This window comes from Pseudomonas sp. 09C 129 (assembly GCF_002843625.1).
GTDB classification, from domain to species: domain Bacteria; phylum Pseudomonadota; class Gammaproteobacteria; order Pseudomonadales; family Pseudomonadaceae; genus Aquipseudomonas; species Aquipseudomonas chlororaphis.
Map to the genome: position 1 here is coordinate 2,612,189 of NZ_CP025261.1, position 13,489 is coordinate 2,625,677.

The window sequence follows — 13,489 nt, forward strand, 5'->3', positions numbered from 1 at the left end:
TCGGAGGGCGCTTACTTGTCCAGGTGTTCCGCGCCTTGCAGCGGTTCGTCACCCAGCAGCAGGTCCTTGTCGTGGCTGACCTGTTCCTCTTCGAACATGCGCCAGGTCTTGTCGCCCTCGACACCCAGCAGTTCGACAAACCGGCGGCCATCGACCTTGTCGCTCAACTGGCCAATGTAGCGGCCTTGTTCGGTTTCGCTGCGGGCGAGGGTGATCTTGCGGTCTTTTTCCGGCTGGGTCGGCGAGATCAGGTTCAGCTCCAGGGTGGCGGGCGCGCTGTTGCCGCTCAGGCGCAGGTCGACTTCGCCGGTGAGGTCATCCAGGTGCACGCTGGCGCGCAGTTGCAGGGTCTGGGCCAGCAGCTCGCGGTCCAGGGAGCGGTTGATGCCTTTGCCGGCCTCGTAGTAGTTGTCGTTGACCAGGTTGTCCGGGTTGTTCACCGCGATGGTCACCATGGACAGGGTCAAGGTCACCGAGCAGGCCAGGATACCGATGATGATCCAGGGCCAGAGGTGCTTGTACCAGGGGCTTGTGGCGGTCGCTGCGGGCATGATGACTTCTCTTAACGAATTTGTGGGCCGATGAACCGGCTCTTGGCTTCAACGTGGACGCTTTCGTCGTCGGCGTCCTTGAGGATGAACTTCACCTCGTTGGTGCTCGACGGCAGTTGTTCCGGCGAACTCGACAGCTCGACCGGCATGCTGACGATATCGCCGGCCGCCACCTTGATCTCGCGCCGGCCTTGCAGCTTCAGGTCCGGCAGGCCGGCGGCGTCCAGTACGTAGGTATGGTCGCGCTGGTCCTTGTTCATGATCTTCAGGCTGTAGACGTTTTCGATCCGGCCTTCGGCGTTCTCGCGATAGAGCACGCGGTCCTTGCTGACATCGAAGCCCACCAGCGAGCGCATGAAGAAGGCCGTGACCAGCAGGCTGATCATCGCCAGCAGCACCAGCGCATAACCGATCAGGCGTGGACGCAGTTTATGGGTTTTCTGCCCGGACAGGTTGTGTTCGGTGGTGTAGCTGATCAGGCCGCGCGGGTAGTCCATCTTGTCCATGATGTTGTCGCAGGCATCGATACAGGCGGCGCAGCCGATGCATTCGATCTGCAGGCCGTCACGGATGTCGATGCCGGTCGGGCAGACCTGCACGCACATGGTGCAGTCGATGCAATCGCCCAGGCCCATGGCCTTGTAGTCGGCGCCTTTCTTGCGCGGGCCGCGACCTTCGCCGCGACGCGGGTCGTAGGAGACGATCAGGGTGTCCTTGTCGAACATCACGCTCTGGAAGCGGGCGTACGGGCACATGTAGATGCACACCTGTTCGCGTAGCCAGCCGGCGTTGCCATAGGTGGCGAGGGTGAAGAAGCCGACCCAGAAATACGACCAGCCATCGGCCTGGCCGGTGAAGAAGTCGATGACCAGCTCGCGGATCGGCGAGAAGTAACCGACGAAGGTCATGCCGGTGACGAAGCCGATCAGCAGCCAGAGGCTGTGCTTGCTGAACTTGCGCAGCCATTTGTTGGCGCTCATCGGCGCCTTGTCGAGCTTGATGCGCTGGTTGCGGTCGCCTTCGGTGACCTTCTCGCACCACATGAAGATCCAGGTCCAGACGCTTTGCGGGCAGGTATAGCCGCACCAGACGCGCCCGGCATACACAGTGATGAAGAACAGGCCGAAGGCGGCGATGATCAAAAGCCCCGACAGCAGGATGAAATCCTGGGGCCAGAAGGTGGCGCCGAAGATGAAGAACTTGCGTTCCGGCAGGTTCCACCAGACGGCCTGGTGGCCGCCCCAGTTGAGCCACACCGTACCGAAATACAGCAGGAACAGGGCCGCACCGCCAACCATCCGCAAGTTGCGGAAGAGGCCGGTGAAAGCGCGTGTGTAGATTTTTTCCCGAGAGGCGTAGAGGTCTACGCTGTTGTTCGAATTCTTGGCAGGAGGGGTGACGTCATGTACCGGAATCTGGTTGCTCATCATTGCATCCCACGGCAGTGGAGAAATGCCCCGGTCAGTACGTGCCGACCGCGATCAAGTAGGGGTGTTGCAGTGGCGCAATGATACGCCTGTCGCTCTAGCTCAAGGGTGCGACCTTTGGTCGCGTTGGGGGAAATCAATTGATGGTGTAATGACTTGAATCAATTGACTTGTGAATTATGGACGCTTTTCGCCGCGACCGCGTTCAATCGTTCCACGGGTTGAGCAGTTGCACACCGCTGGACTGGAAGTCGGCGATGTTGCGGGTAACGACTGTCAGCCCATGTTCCAGGGCGGTCGCCGCAATCAGGGCATCGCATTCATTACTGCGATCAGGAACGTGCAATCGGGCGCAGCGCATCGCGACAGCAGGGTCAATGGCCAGTATTCGTCCATTGAAAGCGGGCATCACGTGCAGTTCCAGCCAGGCACGCAGCAGCGCCCCTTGGGTGCGATCGCGGCGTTCCAATCGCAGGATGCCGGTTTCCAGTTCCAATAACGTAATGACTGACAAAAACAGGCTGGTTGGCGCCACGGTCTGAGCCCAGGCCACTACCTTGCGATCAGCGTTGGGCTTGCGTAATTCGGACACGATGTTGGTATCGAGCAAAAACATCAGGACAGATCGATCTCGCGAGGAATGATGGTTGCGCGCTCTGTTTCGAAATCGATTTCAGGCGCTTCAGGCATGACCAGCATGTCGACGATGCTGGTGTTCAGGCCGCTCAGTTTTTCGTAGTCCTCAATGCTTAGCAGCACATGGGCGGGCCTGCCACGGTCGGTGATGATGACCGGGCCGTTTCTTGAGGCTTTTTTGGCACCACTTGTGTCCTGATTGAATTCGCGACTGGAGATGGTGGTGGTAGGCATCGTCATATCCTCGACAAAAATTTCATGTAGCAACGTTACTACTCTTGGCGGGGAGGCGGCAATCTCAAGCGGGGGCAGAGCGACGGACGTGAGGGGAGAGGAAAATAAAAAGGCCCCGCCAATGGACATTGGCGGGGCCTTTTCTGTTACCCGAAGGTGTCTGCCTTACTCGGCGTCCGCCGGCTTGTCACTGTGGGACAGGCTGTAGACGTAAGCGGCCAGCAGGTGGACCTTGTCGTTGCCTTGCAGCTGTTCCTGGGCAGGCATCTGGCCCTGGCGGCCGTAACGGATGGTCTGCTGCAGTTGGGCGAAGCTCGAGCCGTAGATGAACGCACCCGGGTGGGTCAGGTCAGGCGCGCCCATGGCTGGGGTGCCTTTACCGGCCGGACCGTGGCACGCCACGCAGTTGGCGGCGAAGATCTTCTGGCCGTTGGCCGGGTCGGCCTTGGCGCTTTCCGGCAGCTTGCGGCCATCGAGGTTGGTCAGCACGTAGGCGGCCACATCGCTGACGCCTTGTTCGCCGATGACTTCGGCCCAGGCCGGCATCACCGCGTGACGACCGCCCATGATGGTGGTCTTGATGGTCTCCGGCTCGCCGCCCCAGCGCCAGTCGGCGTCGGTCAGGTTCGGGAAGCCATAGGCGCCCTTGGCGTCGGAACCGTGGCAGACCGAGCAGTTGGAGGCGAACAGGCGGCCACCCATCTTCAGGGCTTGCGGGTCCTTGGCGACTTCTTCGATCGGCATGGAGGCGAACTTGGCGAAGATCGGACCGAACTTGGCGTCCGACTTGGCCATTTCCTTTTCCCACTCGTGCACGCCGGTCCAGCCGGTCTGGCCGTTGGCGAAGGGGGTCTGCTTTTCGGTGTCCAGGTAGTTGTAGCCTGGCAGCAGGCCTTTCCAGTTACCCAGGCCCGGGTAGAGCACCAGGTAACCCAGGGCGAAGACGATGGTGCCGACGAACAACATGAACCACCATTTCGGCAGCGGGTTGTCGTACTCCTCGATCCCGTCGAAGGAGTGGCCGACCGTCTCGTCGGTCTGCTCGGCGCGCTGGCCCTTGCGGGTCGACAGCAGCAGCCAGGTCAGGGCGAAAATGGTACCCAGACTGAGGACTGTGACGTACAGACTCCAGAACGTAGTCATTCTTTGTTACTCCTAGAAGCTTGCTCGACGTGCTTGATGGCTTCGGGATCATCCGCGAACGGCAGCAAGGTCGCGTCTTCGAACTCGGACTTGCGCTTGGGGCTGAATACCCACAGCGCCAGGCCGATGAAGGCCACCATCACCACTACGGTGCCCAGGCCACGAATCATCCCGATATCCATCTAAATCACCGTTTGCTTTTGATGATGGTGCCAAGGCCTTGCAGATAGGCCACCAGCGCGTCCATTTCGGTTTTGCCCTTCACGGCATCCTTGGCACCGGCGATGTCTTCGTCGGTGTAAGGGACGCCGAGCGTGCGCAAGACTTCCATTTTTTTCGCGGTGTCTTTGCCGTCGAGCTTGTTTTCTACGAGGAACGGGTAAGCCGGCATTTTCGACTCGGGTACAACGTTGCGCGGGTTGTACAAGTGCGCACGCTGCCAGTCATCGGAGTAACGGCCACCGACGCGGGCCAGGTCCGGACCGGTACGCTTGGAACCCCACAGGAACGGGTGGTCCCAGACGCTTTCGCCGGCGACCGAGTAGTGGCCGTAGCGTTCGGTTTCGGCACGGAACGGACGGATCATCTGCGAGTGGCAGCCGACACAGCCGTTGGCGATATAGACGTCGCGGCCTTCCAGTTCCAGGGCGGTACGCGGCTTCATGCCTTCCACCGGCTTGTTGGTGACGTCCTGGAAGAACAGCGGGACGATCTGGGTCAGGCCGCCGATGCTGACGGCGATGACCATGAAGAAGGCCAGCAGGCCGATATTCTTCTCTACTGCTTCATGCTTCATCAGTGAGCTCCAACTACAGAGATCTGAGCGGCGGCTTCAGCTTCAGCCGGGTTCGAGGCGCGAACGGTGCGGAACACGTTGTACGCCATGAACAGCATGCCGGCGGCAAAGAACGCACCGCCCAGGGCGCGCACGATGAAACCAGGGTGGCTGGCCTGCAGGGCTTCGACGAAGGAGTAGGTGAGGGTGCCGTCATCGTTGATTGCACGCCACATCAGGCCCTGGGTGATGCCGTTGACCCACATCGAGGCGATGTAGAGCACGGTACCGATGGTTGCCAGCCAGAAGTGGGTGTTGATCAGGCCGATGCTGTGCATCTGCTGGCGACCGAAGACTTTCGGGATCATGTGGTACAGGGCGCCGATGGAGATCATCGCTACCCAGCCCAGAGCGCCGGCGTGTACGTGGCCGATGGTCCAGTCGGTGTAGTGCGACAGCGAGTTGACGGTCTTGATCGCCATCATCGGACCTTCGAAGGTCGACATGCCGTAGAACGCCAGGGACACCACCAGGAACCGCAGGATCGGGTCGGTGCGCAGCTTATGCCAGGCGCCCGAGAGGGTCATCATGCCGTTGATCATGCCGCCCCAGCTTGGCGCCAGCAGGATGATCGACATGGCCATGCCCAGGGACTGTGCCCAGTCCGGCAGCGCGGTGTAGTGCAGGTGGTGCGGGCCGGCCCAGATGTACAGGGTGATCAGCGCCCAGAAGTGCACGATGGACAGGCGATAGGAGTAGATCGGACGCTCGGCCTGTTTCGGCACGAAGTAGTACATCATCCCCAGGAAGCCGGTGGTCAGGAAGAAGCCCACCGCGTTGTGGCCGTACCACCACTGGATCATGGCGTCGGTTGCGCCCGAGTAGGCCGAGTAGGACTTGAAGAAGCTGACCGGCAGGGAAGCGTGGTTGACGATGTGCAGCATCGCGGTGACCACGATGAAGGCACCGTAGAACCAGTTACCCACATAGATGTGCTTGGTCTTGCGCTTGACGATGGTGCCGAAGAACACCAGACCGTAGGTGACCCAGACGATGGCCAGCAGGATAGCCAGGGGCCATTCCAGTTCCGCGTATTCCTTGGTGGTGGTGTAACCCAGCGGCAAGGTAACGATCGCGCCGACGATCACGGCTTGCCAACCCCAGAAGGTGAAGGCCGCCAGGCTGTCGGAAATCAGTCGCGTTTGGCAGGTTCGCTGCACGACGTAGTAAGAAGTGGCAAACAACGCACATCCACCGAAGGCGAAAATCACCAGGTTGGTGTGCAGCGGGCGCAGGCGTCCAAAGGTCGTCCATGGCAGACCGAAGTTCAACTCCGGCCAGACCAGTTGCGAGGCGATGAAGACACCGAGCCCCATGCCAAGGATCCCCCAGACCACCGTCATGATGGCGAACTGGCGGACTACCTTATAGTTATAAGCAGTCGGACTGATTGCTGTGCTCATTCTAAGGTTCCACGGTTTGGGTGTTTTATTAGGAGTAAAAATCGGCCGCAAGTATGGAGAAAGCAGGGGGTCATTGCAACGCGCCATGACCTGGGTCAATGCTTTCAAAAGCTGATTCTGCGGCCTTTCCATGCGCGGAGTAAGGACAAAATCGGCCCAGGACAAAATGTCGCAGCGGATGAAAAAGGCGAGGGGGTACAGGTCAGTTGTAACCGGGTGTGTGGAAAGCCATTGAGCGAGCGACAGACGGTAAGTGGCACGACAGCCGGTATACACCAGCCTTTGCGGCCTGTCCTCGAACGACGGCTTCGAATGGAACGGCTACTTCTGGTCTGTGACCGGCCATTGCCAGTCCACTGCGAAGCAGCTTAGACCTGAATCCGGAGAGTGGAAAGGCAGAGGGTAGAGAGGGTGCGACACTTGGTCGCGCAGAGGCAGGGAACTGCCGCATCGAGCGATGCGGCAGTGGGTGGAGCGGTTATTGCTCGCTTGGGGTCTCGGTCTGCGGCTGGCTGGCCGCGGTGTGGGACAGGCTGTAGACGTAGGCCGCGAGCAGCTGCACCTTGTCGTTGCCCAGCAGTTCGCTCTGCGCCGGCATGTGGCCCTGGCGACCATGGCGAATGGTCTGTTGCAGCTGGGTCAGGCTGGTGCCGTAGATGAAGCCCGCCGGTTGCGTCAGGTTCGGCGCGCCCATGATTTCCGTGCCCTGGCCGTTGGCGCCGTGACAGGCGACGCAAGTAGTGCTGAACGCCTGCTTGCCGGCGACCAGGTCGGCGCTGCTGTCGGCGGGCAACGGCAGGCCGGCGAGTTCGTGACGCACATAGGCCGCGACGTTCTTCACCCCGTCCTCGCCCAGCACTTCACCCCAGGCCGGCATGGCCGCCATGCGACCGCCCATGATGGTGGCCTTGATGGTGTCGGCGTTGCCGCCCCAGCGCCAGTTGTTGTCGGCCAGGTTAGGGAAGCCGAAGGCACCCTTGGCATCCGAGCCGTGGCACACCGAGCAGTTGGAAGCGAACAGGCGTCCGCCCATTTTCAGCGCCTGCGGATCCTTGGCCACTTCTTCCACGGGCATGGCGGCGAACTTGGCGAAGATCGGGCCGAACTTGGCGTCTGCCTTGTCCATTTCCTTTTCCCACTCGTGCACACCGGTCCAGCCATTTTCATAGCCGGGCAGGATGCCTTTCCAGTTGCCCAGGCCCGGGTAGAGGATCAGGTAGCCGACGGAAAACACCAGGGTGCCGGCGAACAGCATGAACCACCACTGCGGCAGCGGGTTGTCGTACTCCTCGATGCCGTCGAAGCTGTGGCCCATGGTCTGGTCGACGCTGCCCTTGGTCTCGCCCTTGCGCGTGCCGATCAACAGCCAGGTCAGGCCGATCAGGCTGCCTATGGTCAGTACGCAGATGTACGTACTCCAGAAGGTGGTCATGGCCGAATGCTCCTTGTCGCGTGCTCTTCGGATTGAGCGTCATCAGATGGATTGCCGTGCACTTGCGGCGAAGGTTCGTCGGCGAAGGGCAGCAGGCGTGCCTGGGCGAACTCCGGGTTGCGCTTGGCGTTGAAGACCCAGATCGACAGGCCGATGAAGGCAATCATCACCACCAGCGTGCCGAGCCCGCGGATCATGCCGCTATCGAGTTCAAGAACCATGGCTCACCTCTTGCTCTTGATCGCAGTGCCAAGCACTTGCAGGTAGGCGACCAGGGCATCCATCTCGGTCTTGCCCTTGAGGGAGGCGACGGCACCGGCGATATCGTCGTCGTTGTACGGCACGCCGAGGGTGCGCATGGCGCGCAGCTTGGTCTCGGTGTGGCTGCTGTCGACCTGTTGGGTGACCAGCCATGGGTAGGCCGGCATCTTTGACTCGGGCACCACGTTGCGCGGGTTGTACAGGTGCGCGCGGTGCCAGTCGTCGGAGTAGCGGGCGCCGACCCGGGCCAGGTCCGGACCGGTACGCTTGGAACCCCACAGGAACGGGTGGTCCCAGACGCTTTCGCCGGCGACCGAGTAGTGGCCGTAGCGTTCGGTCTCGGCGCGGAACGGACGTATCATCTGCGAGTGGCAACCGACGCAGCCTTCGCGGATGTAGATATCGCGGCCTTCCAGCTGCAGGGCGGTGTAGGGCTTCATGCCTTCCACCGGCTTGTTGGTGACGTCCTGGAAGAACAGCGGGACGATCTGGGTCAGACCGCCGATGCTCACGGCAAATACCATCAGCAGCATCAGCAGGCCGACGTTTTTCTCGATGACTTCGTGTTTCATGGCGGACTCCTCAGGCCATCTGCGCAGCGGCGGTGATTTCGGCAGGCTGGGCCGCGCGCACGGTGCGCCAGGTGTTGTAGGCCATCAGCAACATGCCGAAGAGGAAGATCGCGCCTCCGACCAGCCGCACGATGAAGCCTGGGTGGCTGGCCACCAGGGTTTCGACGAAGGAGTAGGTCAGCGTCCCGTCTTCGTTGACGGCGCGCCACATCAGGCCCTGGGCGATGCCGTTGACCCACATCGAGGCGATGTAGAGCACGGTGCCGATGGTGGCGAGCCAGAAGTGCGCGTTGATCAGGCCGATGCTGTGCATCTGCTGGCGACCGAAGACTTTCGGGATCATGTGGTACAGCGCGCCGATGGAAATCATCGCCACCCAGCCCAGGGCGCCGGCGTGGACGTGGCCGATGGTCCAGTCGGTGTAGTGGGAGAGGGCGTTGACGGTCTTGATCGCCATCATCGGACCTTCGAAGGTCGACATGCCGTAGAACGCCAGGGACACCACCAGGAACCGCAGGATCGGGTCGCTGCGCAACTTATGCCAGGCACCCGACAGAGTCATCATGCCGTTGATCATGCCGCCCCAGCTCGGTGCCAGGAGGATCAGCGACATCACCATGCCCAGGGACTGCGCCCAGTCCGGCAGCGCGGTGTAGTGCAGGTGGTGCGGGCCGGCCCAGATGTACAGGGTGATCAGCGCCCAGAAGTGCACGATGGACAGGCGATAGGAATACACCGGACGCTCGGCCTGCTTGGGCACGAAGTAGTACATCATCCCCAGGAAGCCCGCAGTCAGGAAGAAGCCCACCGCGTTGTGGCCGTACCACCATTGCACCATGGCGTCGGTCGCACCGGCATACACCGAGTAGGACTTGGTCAGACTGACGGGCAGTTCCAGGTTGTTGACGATGTGCAGGATGGCCACGGTGATGATGAAACCGCCGAAGAACCAGTTGCCGACGTAGATGTGCTTGGTGTTGCGCTTCATCACCGTGCCGAAGAACACGATGGCGTACGCCACCCAGACGATGGTGATGAGGATGTCGATCGGCCATTCCAGCTCGGCGTATTCCTTGGAGCTGGTGTAGCCCAGCGGCAGGCTGATGGCCGCCAGGAGGATTACCAGCTGCCAGCCCCAGAAGCAGAATGCGGCGATTTTCGGCGCGAACAGTTGGGTCTGGCAGGTGCGTTGCACCGAGTAGAAGGAGCTGGCGAACAAGGCGCAGCCGCCAAAGGCGAAGATCACCGCGTTGGTGTGCAACGGGCGCAGGCGACCGAAACTGGTCCAGGGCAGGTTGAAGTTGAGTTCGGGCCAGACCAACTGGGCAGCGAGAAAAACCCCGAGCCCCATGCCGACGATGCCCCACACCACCGTCATAATGGCGAATTGGCGGACCACCTTGTAGTTGTAGGCGGTACTGATAGAAGTGTTCATGGTTCCCCATCCACGGTTCAGCTGAAGTGAAAGCGACTGCGCACGGCAAGGCGCGCTCACTTCTTCTGGAGTTATAGGCAGACTAAAAGCGAGGTAAGCATGGGCAAACGGCAAGGGCCTGTTATTGACGGGGATCAATGGGCGCAGTGCGTGCGGGAACGGGGCTGGCTCTGGGATGTCGCGCAGCAGTCGCTGGCCGGCGAACCGCTGACCCTGATCCTGGCCCATGGCGCTGGTGCGCCGATGGACAGTGCTTTCATGAACGATATGGCCGCACGCCTTGCGGCGCATGGGGTCAACGTCCTGCGCTTCGAGTTTCCCTACATGGCTCAGCGTCGCCTCGATGGTGGCAAACGGCCGCCTAACCCGGCGCCGAAGCTGCTGGAGTGCTGGCGCGAGGTCTATGCCCAGGTGCGACCTCATGTCGCTGGGCAGTTGGCCATCGGCGGCAAGTCCATGGGCGGGCGCATGGCCAGTTTGCTCGCCGATGAGCTGGGCGCCGATGCGCTGGTGTGCCTGGGGTATCCGTTTTATGCCGCCGGCAAGCCGGAGAAACCGCGGGTCGCTCACTTGGCCGAATTGCGCACCACGACCCTGATCGTCCAGGGCGAGCGCGACGCCCTTGGTAACCGGGCGGCGGTCGAAGCCTATGCGCTGGCGCCGGCTATCGAGCTGTTCTGGCTGGCGGCGGCCGACCATGACCTGAAACCGCTCAAGGCCTCAGGCTTCACCCATGAGCAGCACCTGGAAGCGGCGGCGCAGAAAGTTGCCGAGGTTTTGCGTCAACTGAATGGCTGAACGCTTTTTTGACTGTAGGAGCGAAGCTTGCTCGTGATTGTTTTTCAAGGCGACAACGGTGGCGACTGCCAAGCTCCATCGCGAGCAAGCTTCGCTCCTACAGATACAGAAGACGCGCGTGGTGCTGGAAAACAGGCAATAAAAACCCGGAAGGCGAACCTTCCGGGTTTTTTGTCTGGCTTCGGCTTAGCGGTTGAAGCGTTCGACCAACGAGTACTGCGTGTTGGCGGTGCGGGTCAGCTCTTCGCTGAGTTGCGCCGAATGCTGCGCCTGCTCCGAGGTCTGGTCGGCCAGTTGGGCGATGGTGCTGATGTTGCGGCTGATCTCCTCGGCCACGGCGCTTTGCTCTTCGGTGGCGGCAGCGATCTGGGTGGTCATGTCGGTGATGTTGGCCACCGCTTCGCTGATGCCCACCAGCGCCTGGTCGGCTTCCAGCACCCGGGCCACGCCTTCCTCGGCCTGACGGTGTCCGGCGTCCATGGTTTGCACCGCCGTGCTGGCGGTTTGCTGGAGCTTGGCGATCAGGGTGTGGATCTGCCCGGTGGATTCGCTGGTGCGTTGCGCCAGTTGGCGAACCTCGTCGGCCACCACCGCGAAGCCGCGGCCCATTTCCCCGGCGCGAGCCGCTTCGATGGCCGCGTTCAGCGCCAGCAGGTTGGTCTGGTCGGCGATGCCCTTGATCACATCGACCACGCCACCGATTTCGTCGCTGTCCTTGGCCAGCTGGGTCACGGTCAGGCCGGTTTCGCCCACCACCACCGACAGGCGCTGGATCGCTTCGCGGGTTTCCCCGGCGATGTCGCGACCGCGCCCGGTGAGGCGATTGGCTTCCTGGGTGGCATCGGCGGTGCGCTGCACGTGGCTGGCCACTTCCTGGGTGGTGGCGGCCATCTGGTTGACCGCGGTGGCCACCTGTTCGGTTTCCACGCGCTGGCGTTCCAGGCCGCTGGAGCTGTTGTGCGCCAGGGTGTCGGACTGCCGCGCCTGCTCGTTGAGGTGCTCGGCGGTATCCTGCAGGCGGGTCAGGCAGGTTTTCAGGCGGGCTTCCTGGCTGAGGATCGACATCTCCAGGCGCGCCTGGGCGCCACGGCTGTCGGTGTACATCTGGGCGATCAGTGGGTCGGAGGTGGTCTGCTCGGCCAGGCGCAGCAAACGCTTGAGGCCGCGCTGTTGCCAGCTCAGCCCGAGCAGGCCGAGCGGCACGCAAAGGCCGGCGGCGAGGGCAAAGCCCCAGGAAGAGTTGAGCCAGGCGCCAATCAGGAAGCTCAGCTGGCTGATCAGGATGAATGGCAGCCAGTCCTGAAGTATCGGCAGCCATTTGTCGCGTTTCGGAATGGCCGACTTGCCCTGGTTGATGCGTTGGTAAAGCGCTTCGGCGCGGCGGATCTGCTCGGCGGTGGGCTTGACCCGCACCGACTCGTAGCCGACCACTTGCTGGCCTTCGAAGACCGGTGTCACGTAGGCGTTGACCCAGTAGTGGTCACCGGTCTTGCAGCGATTCTTGACAATGCCCATCCATGGCAAGCCTTGTTTCAGGGTGGCCCACATGTGCGCGAACACCGCGGCCGGGACGTCGGGGTGACGGACCAGATTGTGCGGTGCGCGGACCAGTTCCTCACGAGAAAACCCGCTGATTTCAACGAAGGCATCGTTGCAGTAGGTGATCACGCCTTTGGCATCGGTGGTGGAGATCAACCGTTGCTGAGTCGGAAAGGTACGTTCGCGCTGGGTGACGGGCTGGTTGTTACGCATGGTTTTTCTATCCGCAAGGCTTTGATAGGTTGTCGGCGGCCTTCGCCAATTATTGAGGTTTTTTTCAGTAATTTGAGAAGTGCCTCATTGACAGAGGCCTTATTTTGCAAGCAGGGGCGAGGGGGCGCGGCGAAGCCGAGGCCCGTCCAGGGAGCCCCGGCTTCGCAGGGGTCAACCCGCGAGCATCGGGTAGGTGAACAGCCCGAAGTGCAGCAGGTTCAAGCCGAAATGGGTGGCCACCGCGGCGCCCAGGCCGCCAAAGCGGTAGGCCAGGCCGTAGCCGACCCCGGCGATGCTCGCCAGCAGCCACCATTGCCAGCCGGCGCCCACATGCACCAGGCCGAACAGCAGGGCCGCGCACATCAGTGCCAGGTTTTCACCATAGGGCAGGTGCTTGAGGCGACGGCTCAGGCCGCCCTGGATGTAGCCACGGAACAGCGCTTCTTCCACCAGGGTGACCAGCAGCAGGTTGTTCAGCACCCACAGCCAGGCCTGGTCCGGCCATTTCGGCGCCCAACTGATGATGCCCAGCAACACCGCGCCGCCCAGGGCCGCCAGGGCGGTCAGGGTCAAGGCCAGGGCGGTGGTGTAGAGGGACAGGCGCAGCGAGCGGCGCCCGATGATCCAGGGGCAGACCAGCAACAGCCAGAAGCCGATCAGCGGCTTGTCCTGGTTCAGGTACATGGAAAACGGCACGGCATCGGCGGTGAAGCGTTGCGGGCCGATCGCCCGGCCATTGTAGAAACCGGGCAGCCAGTGCATGGCCAGCGCCAGGGCCAGCACCACGAACAGGCCGTGTCCCAGGTAGCGCGCGTAAGGGCTTTTCTGCTGGCGCACGGCAAAGCCCGCGCACAGCAGCAAGGCGACGGAAACCGCCGCCAAAAGGCCCAGTTGGCCGTAGCTCAGGGCCAGGGCGTAACCAATGGAGAGAAGTGCCAGGTACATCCATGGCAGAACAGTCATGTGAAATCCTTGTTGCGAAAAGAATGGAATCAGCCGCTCGCGCAACC

At 61.9% G+C, this 13,489-nt stretch carries 15 protein-coding genes; 1 reads left to right on the top strand and 14 read right to left on the bottom strand.

What is annotated here, in order from left to right:
* Window positions 1-11: 11 nt before the first annotated feature.
* The 12 genes from CXQ81_RS11980 to ccoN (CXQ81_RS12035) all read right to left on the bottom strand — a co-directional run bounded on the left by CXQ81_RS11980 (window position 12) and on the right by ccoN (CXQ81_RS12035) (window position 9,929).
* On the bottom strand, window positions 12-551 hold the full coding sequence (locus tag CXQ81_RS11980) for a FixH family protein (RefSeq protein WP_007922399.1): 540 nt from the start codon (window positions 549-551) through the stop codon (window positions 12-14).
* 11 nt (window positions 552-562) lie between these two features.
* Window positions 563-1,978 (bottom strand): cytochrome c oxidase accessory protein CcoG, encoded by a 1,416-nt coding sequence (gene ccoG / locus CXQ81_RS11985; RefSeq protein ID WP_101337290.1) that lies wholly within the window; start codon window positions 1,976-1,978, stop codon window positions 563-565.
* A gap of 205 nt (window positions 1,979-2,183) precedes the next feature.
* Complete coding sequence (locus CXQ81_RS11990; RefSeq protein WP_101337291.1) at window positions 2,184-2,594, bottom strand: type II toxin-antitoxin system VapC family toxin; 411 nt, start codon at window positions 2,592-2,594, stop codon at window positions 2,184-2,186.
* Complete coding sequence (locus CXQ81_RS11995; protein ID WP_007922405.1) at window positions 2,594-2,848, bottom strand: type II toxin-antitoxin system Phd/YefM family antitoxin; 255 nt, start codon at window positions 2,846-2,848, stop codon at window positions 2,594-2,596. The genes CXQ81_RS11990 and CXQ81_RS11995 overlap by 1 nt, the downstream gene beginning before the upstream one ends.
* Window positions 2,849-3,013: 165 nt before the next feature.
* The gene (gene ccoP, locus CXQ81_RS12000) at window positions 3,014-3,991 is read right to left on the bottom strand and encodes a cytochrome-c oxidase, cbb3-type subunit III (protein WP_007922407.1); all 978 of its coding nucleotides are present in this window, start codon (window positions 3,989-3,991) and stop codon (window positions 3,014-3,016) included.
* A complete protein-coding gene (locus CXQ81_RS12005) occupies window positions 3,988-4,173 on the bottom strand; it encodes a CcoQ/FixQ family Cbb3-type cytochrome c oxidase assembly chaperone (protein WP_003175465.1) in 186 nt (61 codons plus the stop codon). The genes ccoP (CXQ81_RS12000) and CXQ81_RS12005 overlap by 4 nt, the downstream gene beginning before the upstream one ends.
* Before the next feature lie 5 nt (window positions 4,174-4,178).
* The gene (ccoO, locus tag CXQ81_RS12010) at window positions 4,179-4,787 is read right to left on the bottom strand and encodes a cytochrome-c oxidase, cbb3-type subunit II (RefSeq protein ID WP_009042961.1); all 609 of its coding nucleotides are present in this window, start codon (window positions 4,785-4,787) and stop codon (window positions 4,179-4,181) included.
* Complete coding sequence (ccoN, locus tag CXQ81_RS12015; RefSeq protein ID WP_007921354.1) at window positions 4,787-6,229, bottom strand: cytochrome-c oxidase, cbb3-type subunit I; 1,443 nt, start codon at window positions 6,227-6,229, stop codon at window positions 4,787-4,789. The genes ccoO (CXQ81_RS12010) and ccoN (CXQ81_RS12015) overlap by 1 nt, the downstream gene beginning before the upstream one ends.
* Window positions 6,230-6,707: 478 nt before the next feature.
* Window positions 6,708-7,661, bottom strand: coding sequence for a cytochrome-c oxidase, cbb3-type subunit III (gene ccoP, locus CXQ81_RS12020; protein ID WP_101337292.1), 954 nt, complete (start codon window positions 7,659-7,661; stop codon window positions 6,708-6,710).
* Window positions 7,658-7,882, bottom strand: coding sequence for a cbb3-type cytochrome c oxidase subunit 3 (locus CXQ81_RS12025; RefSeq protein WP_007921351.1), 225 nt, complete (start codon window positions 7,880-7,882; stop codon window positions 7,658-7,660). Before CXQ81_RS12025 ends, ccoP (CXQ81_RS12020) begins: the two co-directional genes overlap by 4 nt.
* A 3-nt stretch (window positions 7,883-7,885) precedes the next feature.
* On the bottom strand, window positions 7,886-8,494 hold the full coding sequence (ccoO, locus tag CXQ81_RS12030) for a cytochrome-c oxidase, cbb3-type subunit II (RefSeq protein ID WP_007921349.1): 609 nt from the start codon (window positions 8,492-8,494) through the stop codon (window positions 7,886-7,888).
* A gap of 10 nt (window positions 8,495-8,504) precedes the next feature.
* Window positions 8,505-9,929, bottom strand: a complete 1,425-nt coding sequence (ccoN, locus tag CXQ81_RS12035; protein WP_009042964.1) for a cytochrome-c oxidase, cbb3-type subunit I — start codon at window positions 9,927-9,929, stop codon at window positions 8,505-8,507.
* A 99-nt stretch (window positions 9,930-10,028) separates the two neighbouring features.
* Here ccoN (CXQ81_RS12035) and CXQ81_RS12040 point away from each other — a divergent pair, with 99 nt between their 5' ends.
* Complete coding sequence (locus tag CXQ81_RS12040) at window positions 10,029-10,727, top strand: alpha/beta family hydrolase (protein ID WP_101337293.1); 699 nt, start codon at window positions 10,029-10,031, stop codon at window positions 10,725-10,727.
* A gap of 186 nt (window positions 10,728-10,913) precedes the next feature.
* Here the strand turns inward: CXQ81_RS12040 and CXQ81_RS12045 are convergent, their stop codons facing one another.
* A complete protein-coding gene (locus CXQ81_RS12045; protein WP_007921342.1) occupies window positions 10,914-12,479 on the bottom strand; it encodes a PAS domain-containing methyl-accepting chemotaxis protein in 1,566 nt (521 codons plus the stop codon).
* Window positions 12,480-12,650: 171 nt separating this feature from the next.
* Window positions 12,651-13,442 carry a CPBP family intramembrane glutamic endopeptidase gene (locus CXQ81_RS12050; protein ID WP_053260294.1) on the bottom strand — a complete coding sequence of 264 codons (792 nt, stop codon included), beginning with the start codon at window positions 13,440-13,442 and terminating at the stop codon, window positions 12,651-12,653.
* Window positions 13,443-13,489: the final 47 nt, after the last annotated feature.

Excerpts from the sequence above, each read along its gene's own strand:
- CXQ81_RS11980 (WP_007922399.1), bottom strand. The coding sequence starts at position 551 with ATGCCCGCAGCGACCGCCACAAGCCCCTGGTACAAGCACCTCTGGCCC.
- ccoG (WP_101337290.1), bottom strand. The coding sequence starts at position 1,978 with ATGAGCAACCAGATTCCGGTACATGACGTCACCCCTCCTGCCAAGAAT.
- CXQ81_RS11990 (WP_101337291.1), bottom strand. The coding sequence starts at position 2,594 with ATGTTTTTGCTCGATACCAACATCGTGTCCGAATTACGCAAGCCCAAC.
- CXQ81_RS11995 (WP_007922405.1), bottom strand. The coding sequence starts at position 2,848 with ATGCCTACCACCACCATCTCCAGTCGCGAATTCAATCAGGACACAAGT.
- ccoP (WP_007922407.1), bottom strand. The coding sequence starts at position 3,991 with ATGACTACGTTCTGGAGTCTGTACGTCACAGTCCTCAGTCTGGGTACC.
- CXQ81_RS12005 (WP_003175465.1), bottom strand. The coding sequence starts at position 4,173 with ATGGATATCGGGATGATTCGTGGCCTGGGCACCGTAGTGGTGATGGTG.
- ccoO (WP_009042961.1), bottom strand. The coding sequence starts at position 4,787 with ATGAAGCATGAAGCAGTAGAGAAGAATATCGGCCTGCTGGCCTTCTTC.
- ccoN (WP_007921354.1), bottom strand. The coding sequence starts at position 6,229 with ATGAGCACAGCAATCAGTCCGACTGCTTATAACTATAAGGTAGTCCGC.
- ccoP (WP_101337292.1), bottom strand. The coding sequence starts at position 7,661 with ATGACCACCTTCTGGAGTACGTACATCTGCGTACTGACCATAGGCAGC.
- CXQ81_RS12025 (WP_007921351.1), bottom strand. The coding sequence starts at position 7,882 with ATGGTTCTTGAACTCGATAGCGGCATGATCCGCGGGCTCGGCACGCTG.
- ccoO (WP_007921349.1), bottom strand. The coding sequence starts at position 8,494 with ATGAAACACGAAGTCATCGAGAAAAACGTCGGCCTGCTGATGCTGCTG.
- ccoN (WP_009042964.1), bottom strand. The coding sequence starts at position 9,929 with ATGAACACTTCTATCAGTACCGCCTACAACTACAAGGTGGTCCGCCAA.
- CXQ81_RS12040 (WP_101337293.1), top strand. The coding sequence starts at position 10,029 with ATGGGCAAACGGCAAGGGCCTGTTATTGACGGGGATCAATGGGCGCAG.
- CXQ81_RS12045 (WP_007921342.1), bottom strand. The coding sequence starts at position 12,479 with ATGCGTAACAACCAGCCCGTCACCCAGCGCGAACGTACCTTTCCGACT.
- CXQ81_RS12050 (WP_053260294.1), bottom strand. The coding sequence starts at position 13,442 with ATGACTGTTCTGCCATGGATGTACCTGGCACTTCTCTCCATTGGTTAC.